This window comes from Citrobacter sp. (genome assembly GCF_050252275.1).
GTDB lineage: Bacteria > Pseudomonadota > Gammaproteobacteria > Enterobacterales > Enterobacteriaceae > Citrobacter_A > Citrobacter_A amalonaticus.
In genome coordinates this window covers 1-8,572 of the sequence record NZ_JBFWLF010000198.1, presented here as the reverse complement: position 1 = coordinate 8,572, position 8,572 = coordinate 1, and the positions used below count along the sequence as shown (strand labels likewise).

The window sequence follows — 8,572 nt, the reverse complement described above, 5'->3', positions numbered from 1 at the left end:
AAACGAGGAAAATCAATTCATTGATTTTCGGCTGATAACCACAAAGAAGGAAAAACCACGTTTTTTCCTTCTTTGTTAGCGGTCTGAAAGGCCGCCATCTGGCGGCCAATTGATGTCAACTATGATTACGCCGCGAGTAGTCTGTCCATTGCCTTCTGTGCAATCACCAGGTGCTGGCCGCCAAACAGTCTTGCCCGGTTGAGCAAGGTATACAGTTGATATACCGGTTGCCGGTCGAGAAAATCTAACGGCAGCGGCGACACTGACTGATAACCATCATAAATTTGCGGCGGCTGTTCAGTATGCAGCGGCAACATCGCCAGGTCACACTCTCTGTCTCCCCAGTAACAGGCTGGGTCAAACAGATACGGACCGTCTGGCCCGAGCGCGCAGTTCCCGGACCACAGATCGCCGTGTAATAAAGAGGGCTGCGGCTGGTGGGAGGCGAGACGCTGTTGCACGTGCTCGACGATGGCGTCGATATTACCAAAGGCAATCCCTTTTTCCGCCGCCAGTTCGAGTTGCCAGCCAATGCGCTGTTCGGCGAAGAAGGTAGACCAGCGGCGCTGCCAGGCATTGGGTTGCGGCGTGGTCGAGAGCGCGTTATCGAAGTCCAGCCCAAACTGCGGCTGATCGCTCCATTCATGCAGGTGGGCAAGCTGCTGCCCCAGAATAAACGCACTGTGCGCATCCAGGGGGCGGGGAAGGAGATAATCCATCACCAGAAAGCTGTAATCACGATCCGCACCCACCGCCCACACTTTGGGGACCGTCACCGTATGGCTGCGTGATAACAGTTCTAATTGGTCGGCTTCTGCCGTGAAGCCTGGAAGCAGTTCTCGCTCATCACATTTAACGAAGAAATCGCGTCCCGCATAGCGTAAATGCCACGCGGCATGAATTTCTCCGCCAGGCAGTTCGTTACGCAGTTCGATTTCGCCTTCACCGAGTTGCTCGCTTAAAAGACGACTGATAGCCTGCCACATGATGTCTCTCCCCATGTTGTCTGCCAGATCATAAGGTTAGCGCAAAGATGCGGTTAAAAAACACGAACTAACGCACACCGTGGACGTGTTTTCGTGGTAATGGCATTTATTGTCCGCTGAGATCCCACTCGTCCCAGGTCACCACGCTGACCTCCGGCACTTTATCTAACGCACTTTCAGCCAGTCCCGCGGCCAGAGCTTTGACCTCGCCCGGACTCTGGGCGCTAATCAACCCAAAGGTATTGGTTCCCAGTTCATGCACATTACCGTCATCATCCGTAAGGGTGAGTAGAAAACCGGCACGGGTAAGATGATTATTCAGTTCATTTATTTCCGTTAAGGAGTCCTCGTGGAACGTGATAGTAACAACATATCGGGTGATTTCCCCACTGGCCATTTGACACCCCTTTGTAATCTCATGAGTTTGTAGCATAGACGGTGAACGCGTAAGCCGACAGGTTTACGCAAAATTCCCCCCTCGAAGAGAGGGGGATTTATTATGGCTGGCTAAGGTAAGCGTAGATTTTATGTGTATCGTCATGGGAGCACAGGCGTGTTCCCTGGTTGAGGGTGGCGGCGCTACCGGCCGCCACGCCGAAGCGCACCATATCGTCAAGCGAGGCGCCTTCAGCCAGTTTGAGGGTCATTGCTCCCACCATACTGTCGCCCGCGCCCACGGTGCTCTGGCTTTTAACCGGCGGCGGCACAACCTGTACGCAGGTTTTACTGTCCACGCCCAGTGCACCCTGAGGACCGAGCGAGACGACGACGCGCTGTGCCTTGCCGCTGCGGACAATCTCCTGCGCCGCGTTGCGCACGTCATCAGGTTGCGTCAGTTCGCGATTAACCAGGGCACTGAGTTCTTTCTGGTTGGGTTTAACCAGTTCGATATTGCCAATCGCTAACGCGGCTGTCAGCGCCTCGCCGGAGCTGTCAATGATGCAACGGATCCCCTGTTTCTGCGCGGCGGTAATTAACTGGCTGAGTTTTTCAACGTTAACGCCTGGCGGCAGACTACCGCTGATCACCAGAATGGCACCGGACTCGATCTCCAGAACCTGCTCTTCTATCTGGCGAAACTCATCGTCATTCAGAGCCGCGCCGGGCATCACAAAGCGATACTGTTCACCGCTGGATTCGACATGAACGTGCAGGTTCTGACGCGTCCAGTCTTTTGCATCAATGGTTGCGACCGGAACGTTTTCGTCAGCGAGCAGGGTCACCAGGTGTTCACCGGTTGCCCCCCCGACGGGGAAAATAGCGGTTGCCGTTCCGCCCAGATGGGCGATGGCGCGAGCGACATTAATGCCGCCGCCGCCAGGCTCAAATACCGGGGCAGTACAGCGGAGTTTCCCTTCGGGATAGATTTGTGGAGTGATCGTTGCGCTATCGAGAGAGGGCGCAAGCGTCAACGTATAGATACGTACCATCGTTACCTCCTGTTAGGCTATGTTCAGTCTGGCACCGAATAGCCCTAAAGTGAAGTCATTAACAATATGATTAATTAAAGTTTATTTATTTAATTTACCGTAAGGATATATAAATATTTAATTGTTTTGAGAGCTCTCTTATTCAAAAAATGAAATAAGAATTCATTGCTATGTTATTCGAGCCTTTTTATAATTTGTTACCTTTCCTGGGGCGTTTGTCATTGATCCCTCTGAAAGTTTCCGGGACCGTAATGGTCTCTTTTTTTGTTGTACGGACTCTTTATAAATGAAGCTTTTAAAGACAGTTCCCGCTGCCGTTCTGCTGGCGGGGGGCATGTTTGCGTCGATGTATGCAACTGCCGATGATTCCGTTTTTACTGTCATGGATGACCCCTCAAGTGCGAAGAAACCCTTCGAAGGCAATCTCAATGCCGGTTATCTTGCGCAGTCAGGCAACACGAAAAGTTCTTCTTTGACCGCGGACACGACCATGACCTGGTACGGCCAAACAACGGCCTGGTCACTGTGGGGGAACGCGAGCAACACTTCTTCCAATGATGAACGTTCTTCAGAGAAATATGCGGTTGGCGGTCGTAGTCGTTACAACGTGACCGATTATGACTATCTTTTTGGCCAGGCGAGTTGGCTGACGGACCGTTATAACGGCTACCGTGAGCGCGACGTGTTCACTGCCGGTTATGGTCGCCAGTTCCTTAACGGTCCCGTACACAGTTTCCGTTTTGAATTCGGTCCGGGCGTACGGTACGACGAACATACGGATGGCACGACGGAAACACAGCCGCTGGGCTATGCCTCTGGCGCGTATGCCTGGCAGATATCAGACAACACCAAATTTACGCAAGGCGTGTCGGTGTTCGGTGCTGAAGATACGACGCTGAACTCCGAGACGGCGCTAAATGTGGCAATCAATGAGCACTTTGGTCTGAAGGTGGCGTACAACGTGACGTGGAACTCCGAACCGCCGGAAACGGCACCGGAGCATACGGACAGACGTACCACCGTCTCTCTGGGCTACCGGATGTAAACTGAGGCCAGACTGTTCGTCAGTCTGGCTTTTTTATTACGGTGTCTGACGTCGATTTGCCCTTCAGCGCTTTTGTCCAGAATGTGCACGCTGCCTGAATCACGACGGCGCAGCGTTTCACGACTATCCCCAAATCATTGCCGCCCAGCGTAGTAATAACATTGCGCCACAGATGACGATCAGGACGACCACCATTTTCCAGTGTTTTTTGGCGAAGCGATTTGATGGCATCATTTATATCCTGTCGATTTCAGACGGTTAATCCTAGTGTAACAAAACTGTCAGCCAGTCAGTGAATGGATATTCATTCTGTCTCCAGGACAATCCTTCAGGGCAGGTGAGAGGAGGAGGCGAAAAACGCTTGCTGACGTCATGATCCGGCCCAATATAAAACAGAAGGGTGCATTCTCCCTTTTTTTAGTGTTACCATCGTTCGACCACATTGCCGCGCTTGCGTAGCGAAAGCGGATGTGAACCAGATTGTGTGCCAATTTAGCAATTGTTGGTTAGATGGCTGCACAACTAACTGTAAACAAATAAATTTTCTCTTTGTATGTGATCTTGCGTATGGGTCACCACTGCAAATAAGGACATAACATGCCTGTTATTACTCTTCCTGATGGCAGTCAACGCCATTACGACCACGCTGTAAGCCCTATGGATGTTGCGCTGGACATTGGTCCAGGTCTGGCGAAAGCCACCCTTGCTGGCCGTGTTAATGGCGAGCTGGTTGATGCTTCCGACCTGATCGAAAATGATGCGACGCTCTCTATCATCACCGCAAAAGATGAAGAAGGGCTGGAGATTATTCGTCACTCTTGCGCGCACCTGTTAGGTCATGCGATCAAACAACTTTGGCCGAATACCAAAATGGCTATCGGTCCGGTTGTCGACAACGGCTTCTACTATGACGTAGACCTTGACCGTACGTTGACCCAGGAAGATATCGATGCGCTCGAGAAGCGGATGCACGAGCTCGCTGAGAAAAATTACGACGTCATTAAGAAGAAAGTCAGCTGGCACGAAGCGCGTGAAACCTTCGTGAAGCGTGGCGAGATCTATAAAGTCTCCATTCTTGATGAAAACATTGCCCATGATGACAAACCTGGTTTGTATCATCATGAAGAATATGTCGATATGTGCCGCGGGCCGCACGTGCCGAATATGCGCTTCTGCCATCACTTTAAACTGATGAAAACCGCAGGCGCGTACTGGCGTGGCGACAGCGACAATAAGATGTTGCAGCGTATCTACGGAACGGCCTGGGCAGATAAAAAGGCCCTCAGCGCTTATCTTCAACGTCTGGAAGAAGCGGCAAAACGTGACCACCGTAAAATTGGTAAGCAGCTTGACCTGTATCACATGCAGGAAGAAGCACCGGGTATGGTGTTCTGGCATAACGACGGCTGGACTATTTTCCGCGAACTGGAAGTCTTTGTGCGTTCCAAGCTCAAAGAGTATCAGTATCAGGAAGTGAAAGGGCCGTTCATGATGGACCGCGTGCTGTGGGAAAAAACCGGGCACTGGGACAACTACAAAGATGCGATGTTCACCACCTCTTCAGAGAACCGTGAATACTGCATCAAGCCGATGAACTGTCCGGGTCACGTACAGATCTTTAATCAGGGCCTGAAATCCTACCGCGACCTGCCGCTGCGTATGGCAGAGTTTGGTAGTTGCCACCGTAACGAGCCGTCAGGCGCGTTGCATGGTCTGATGCGTGTACGCGGCTTCACCCAGGATGATGCGCATATCTTCTGTACTGAAGAGCAAATCCGCGATGAAGTTAACGCCTGCATCCGTATGGTCTACGATATGTACAGCACATTTGGCTTCGAGAAAATCGTTGTCAAACTCTCCACTCGCCCCGAAAAACGTATCGGTAGCGACGAAATGTGGGATCGTGCTGAGGCGGACCTGGCCGTTGCGCTGGAAGAAAACAATATCCCATTTGAATATCAATTGGGTGAAGGCGCCTTCTACGGTCCGAAAATTGAATTTACCCTGTATGACTGCCTCGATCGCGCATGGCAGTGCGGTACAGTACAGCTGGACTTCTCCCTGCCGTCTCGTCTGAGCGCCTCCTATGTGGGCGAAAACAATGAGCGTCAGGTACCGGTGATGATTCACCGCGCAATTCTTGGGTCTATGGAACGTTTTATCGGTATCCTGACTGAAGAGTTCGCTGGCTTCTTCCCGACCTGGCTTGCGCCGGTTCAGGTAGTGGTGATGAACATTACTGATTCACAGTCTGAATACGTTAACGAATTGACGCAGAAACTTCAAAATGCGGGCATTCGTGTAAAAGCAGACTTGAGAAATGAGAAGATAGGCTTTAAAATCCGCGAGCACACTTTACGTCGTGTCCCTTATATGTTGGTCTGTGGTGATAAAGAAGTGGAAGCAGGCAAAGTTGCCGTTCGCACTCGCCGCGGGAAAGACCTGGGCAGCCTTGACGTAAGTGAAGTGATTGAGAAGCTGCAACAAGAGATTCGCAGCCGCAGTCTTCAACAACTGGAGGAATAAGGTATTAAAGGCGGAAAACGAGTTCAAACGGCACGTCCGAATCGTATCAATGGCGAGATTCGCGCCCAGGAAGTTCGCTTAACAGGTCTGGAAGGCGAGCAGCTGGGTATTGTGAGTCTGAGAGAAGCAATCGAAAAAGCTGAAGAGGCTGGAGTAGATTTAGTTGAAATCAGCCCTAACGCCGAACCGCCAGTTTGTCGTATCATGGACTACGGCAAGTTCCTTTATGAAAAGAGTAAGTCTTCTAAGGAACAGAAGAAAAAGCAAAAAGTTATCCAGGTTAAGGAAATTAAATTCCGTCCTGGTACCGACGATGGCGATTATCAGGTAAAACTCCGCAGCCTGATTCGCTTTCTGGAAGATGGCGATAAGGCCAAGATCACACTGCGTTTCCGCGGTCGTGAGATGGCCCACCAACAGATTGGTATGGAAGTGCTGACGCGCGTTCGTGACGATCTGAGTGAACTGGCAGTAGTCGAATCCTTCCCAACGAAGATCGAAGGCCGCCAGATGATCATGGTGCTCGCTCCCAAGAAGAAACAGTAGGCCTTCAAGTAGTATTTCCTGTGAAGCCTTTGGGCTTCACAGGTTTTGCTCGCCTGGGTTTCATTTATTAACAATGCGAAGTGGAAGTTATTAAAATGCCAAAAATTAAGACCGTACGCGGTGCTGCTAAGCGCTTCAAAAAAACCGGTGGTGGTGGATTTAAGCGTAAGCACGCAAACCTGCGTCATATTCTGACCAAAAAATCAACTAAGCGTAAACGTCACCTGCGTCCAAAAGGCCTTGTTTCTAAAGGCGATCTGGGTCTGGTTATCGCGTGCCTGCCGTACGCATAAGCCGTTAACGTTTTTTTAAATTTTTAATGCCCAACCGATTTCACTGTGGTGAAAGGGGGGCAAATCAGAATAGATACAGGAGAGCACTATGGCTCGCGTAAAACGTGGTGTAATTGCACGCGCACGTCACAAGAAAATTTTGAAACAAGCCAAAGGTTACTACGGTGCGCGTTCTCGCGTATACCGCGTTGCCTTCCAGGCCGTCATCAAAGCAGGTCAGTATGCTTACCGTGACCGTCGTCAACGTAAGCGTCAGTTCCGTCAACTGTGGATTGCGCGTATCAACGCAGCAGCACGTCAGAACGGTATTTCTTACAGCAAATTCATCAACGGCCTGAAAAAAGCCTCTGTTGAAATCGACCGTAAGATCCTGGCTGACATCGCCGTATTCGACAAAGTAGCGTTCACCGCTCTGGTCGAAAAAGCGAAAGCAGCTCTGGCATAAGCCAGTGAAAAGAGGGAGCCTGGCTCCCTCTCTTTTATTTGTTGTTCCGTCAATAAGTTGACAATTGATCCGTAACCCTTTTCAATAAAGGTTCTCCGGTTTTTACCACACAAGGTAACGCAAGCATGAATGCTGCTATTTTCCGCTTCTTTTTTTACTTTAGCACCTGACTTCAGGAGGCTAGCGCGTGAAAGAAGAAACGAAAAACAGCGCAAAAAAGCCTCCTGATGGAGGCTTTTTTTGTGCCCGAAATCGAGAGATTACGTTCAACGAACCGGTGTCTTCACCGACACAATGAGGAAAACCATGTCACATCTCGCAGAACTGGTAGCCAGTGCGAAGGCGGCCATTAATCAGGCGTCAGATGTTGCCGCGTTAGACAATGTGCGCGTCGAATATTTGGGCAAAAAAGGGCACCTGACCCTTCAGATGACGACGCTGCGCGAGCTGCCAACTGAAGAACGTCCTGCCGCCGGTGCGGTGATTAACGAAGCGAAAGAGCAGGTACAGCAGGCACTCAACGCGCGTAAGGCAGATCTGGAAAACGCCGCGCTGAATGCGCGTCTGGCAGCGGAAACCATCGACGTTTCTCTGCCGGGGCGTCGCATTGAAAATGGCGGTCTGCATCCGGTCACCCGTACCATCGATCGCATTGAAAGCTTCTTTGGTGAGCTTGGCTTTACCGTGGCGACCGGCCCGGAAATCGAAGATGACTACCACAACTTCGATGCGCTGAATATTCCTGGTCACCACCCGGCTCGCGCCGATCACGACACCTTCTGGTTTGATGCAACGCGTCTGCTGCGTACCCAGACATCCGGCGTACAGATCCGTACCATGAAAGATCAGCAGCCGCCGATTCGTATTATCGCGCCGGGTCGCGTGTATCGTAACGACTACGATCAGACGCACACACCGATGTTCCACCAGATGGAAGGCCTGATTGTGGATACCAACATCAGCTTTACCAATCTGAAAGGGACGCTGCATGACTTCCTGCGTAACTTCTTTGAAGAAGATTTGCAGATTCGTTTCCGTCCTTCCTATTTCCCGTTTACTGAGCCGTCCGCCGAAGTGGACGTGATGGGGAAAAACGGTAAATGGCTGGAAGTGCTGGGCTGCGGCATGGTGCATCCGAACGTTCTGCGTAATGTTGGTATCGACCCGGAAGTCTACTCAGGTTTCGCATTTGGGATGGGGATGGAGCGTCTGACCATGTTGCGTTACGGTGTGACTGACCTGCGTGCGTTCTTCGAAAACGATCTGCGTTTCCTCAAACAGTTTAAATAAAGGCAGGATAA

11 protein-coding genes and 1 other annotated feature are annotated in these 8,572 nt (G+C 51.0%); of the genes, 7 read left to right on the top strand and 4 right to left on the bottom strand.

Going from position 1 to position 8,572, the window contains the following annotated elements; all coding sequences use genetic code 11:
- Nucleotides 1–125 precede the first annotated feature (125 nt).
- The 3 genes from AB7E14_RS16100 to pfkB all read right to left on the bottom strand — a co-directional run bounded on the left by AB7E14_RS16100 (nt 126) and on the right by pfkB (nt 2,416).
- Nucleotides 126–986 carry a fructosamine kinase family protein gene (locus AB7E14_RS16100; protein ID WP_058587978.1) on the bottom strand — a complete coding sequence of 287 codons (861 nt, stop codon included), beginning with the start codon at nt 984–986 and terminating at the stop codon, nt 126–128.
- A 106-nt stretch (nt 987–1,092) separates the two neighbouring features.
- Nucleotides 1,093–1,383: a type V toxin-antitoxin system endoribonuclease antitoxin GhoS gene (ghoS, locus tag AB7E14_RS16095; protein WP_316962250.1), complete on the bottom strand. Its 291-nt coding sequence runs from the start codon at nt 1,381–1,383 to the stop codon at nt 1,093–1,095.
- Between the two features lie 100 nt (nt 1,384–1,483).
- Nucleotides 1,484–2,416 carry a 6-phosphofructokinase II gene (pfkB, locus tag AB7E14_RS16090; RefSeq protein WP_044254802.1) on the bottom strand — a complete coding sequence of 311 codons (933 nt, stop codon included), beginning with the start codon at nt 2,414–2,416 and terminating at the stop codon, nt 1,484–1,486.
- Between the two features lie 286 nt (nt 2,417–2,702).
- Between pfkB and AB7E14_RS16085 the strand changes: the two genes are divergently transcribed.
- Nucleotides 2,703–3,461, top strand: a complete 759-nt coding sequence (locus tag AB7E14_RS16085) for a DUF481 domain-containing protein (RefSeq protein ID WP_043000877.1) — start codon at nt 2,703–2,705, stop codon at nt 3,459–3,461.
- 123 nt (nt 3,462–3,584) lie between these two features.
- On the opposite strand, the gene yniD is transcribed toward AB7E14_RS16085, so the two are convergent.
- The gene (yniD, locus tag AB7E14_RS16080; protein ID WP_086512613.1) at nt 3,585–3,692 is read right to left on the bottom strand and encodes a small membrane protein YniD; all 108 of its coding nucleotides are present in this window, start codon (nt 3,690–3,692) and stop codon (nt 3,585–3,587) included.
- A 366-nt stretch (nt 3,693–4,058) separates the two neighbouring features.
- Here yniD and thrS point away from each other — a divergent pair, with 366 nt between their 5' ends.
- The 6 genes from thrS to pheS all read left to right on the top strand — a co-directional run bounded on the left by thrS (nt 4,059) and on the right by pheS (nt 8,561).
- Nucleotides 4,059–5,987, top strand: coding sequence for a threonine--tRNA ligase (gene thrS / locus AB7E14_RS16075; protein WP_043000876.1), 1,929 nt, complete (start codon nt 4,059–4,061; stop codon nt 5,985–5,987).
- Between the two features lie 3 nt (nt 5,988–5,990).
- Nucleotides 5,991–6,533 carry a translation initiation factor IF-3 gene (infC, locus tag AB7E14_RS16070; protein ID WP_043000875.1) on the top strand — a complete coding sequence of 181 codons (543 nt, stop codon included), beginning with the start codon at nt 5,991–5,993 and terminating at the stop codon, nt 6,531–6,533.
- A 95-nt stretch (nt 6,534–6,628) separates the two neighbouring features.
- Nucleotides 6,629–6,826, top strand: coding sequence for a 50S ribosomal protein L35 (rpmI, locus tag AB7E14_RS16065; protein ID WP_003030583.1), 198 nt, complete (start codon nt 6,629–6,631; stop codon nt 6,824–6,826).
- Between the two features lie 88 nt (nt 6,827–6,914).
- Nucleotides 6,915–7,271: a 50S ribosomal protein L20 gene (rplT, locus tag AB7E14_RS16060; protein ID WP_000124850.1), complete on the top strand. Its 357-nt coding sequence runs from the start codon at nt 6,915–6,917 to the stop codon at nt 7,269–7,271.
- A 120-nt stretch (nt 7,272–7,391) separates the two neighbouring features.
- Nucleotides 7,392–7,515, top strand: a sequence feature (Phe leader region).
- Nucleotides 7,397–7,441, top strand: coding sequence for a pheST operon leader peptide PheM (gene pheM, locus AB7E14_RS16055; protein ID WP_001386830.1), 45 nt, complete (start codon nt 7,397–7,399; stop codon nt 7,439–7,441). (Overlaps the previous feature by 45 nt.)
- 62 nt (nt 7,516–7,577) lie before the next feature.
- Complete coding sequence (pheS, locus tag AB7E14_RS16050) at nt 7,578–8,561, top strand: phenylalanine--tRNA ligase subunit alpha (protein ID WP_428169665.1); 984 nt, start codon at nt 7,578–7,580, stop codon at nt 8,559–8,561.
- The last annotated feature ends 11 nt before the right edge of the window (nt 8,562–8,572 follow it).